The organism is Arthrobacter sp. U41 (assembly GCF_007679325.1).
Classification (GTDB): Bacteria; Actinomycetota; Actinomycetes; order Actinomycetales; family Micrococcaceae; genus Arthrobacter.
This window is the reverse complement of the sequence record NZ_VEGI01000024.1, coordinates 1-260: the sequence shown is the minus strand read 5'-3', so window position 1 is coordinate 260 and position 260 is coordinate 1. Positions and strand designations below refer to the sequence as shown.

The 260-nt window shown below is 61.9% G+C and carries 1 protein-coding gene; it reads left to right on the top strand.

Annotated features, from left to right (window positions below):
* Positions 1–260 (top strand): YhjD/YihY/BrkB family envelope integrity protein (locus FS787_RS17900; RefSeq protein ID WP_144674647.1); only part of this gene is annotated, 260 nt, incomplete at both ends.

Genomic DNA, 260 nt, shown 5'->3' with positions numbered 1-260 from the left:
AGCGGCCCGGTCGCCGAATCCGTCGGCAACGCCCTCGGCGTGGGCGCGACGGTCCTCACCATCTGGAACATCGCCAAATGGCTCGTCATCGTGTTGCTCGTAGTGGCCGCGATCGCGATCCTCTACTACGCCACACCAAACGTAAAACAGCCCAAGTTCCGCTGGATGAGCCTCGGATCGGCCATCGCCCTGGTGATCTTCCTGCTCGCCTCCCTGGCCTTCGGCTTCTACGTCGCCAACTTCAGCAGCTACAACGAAAC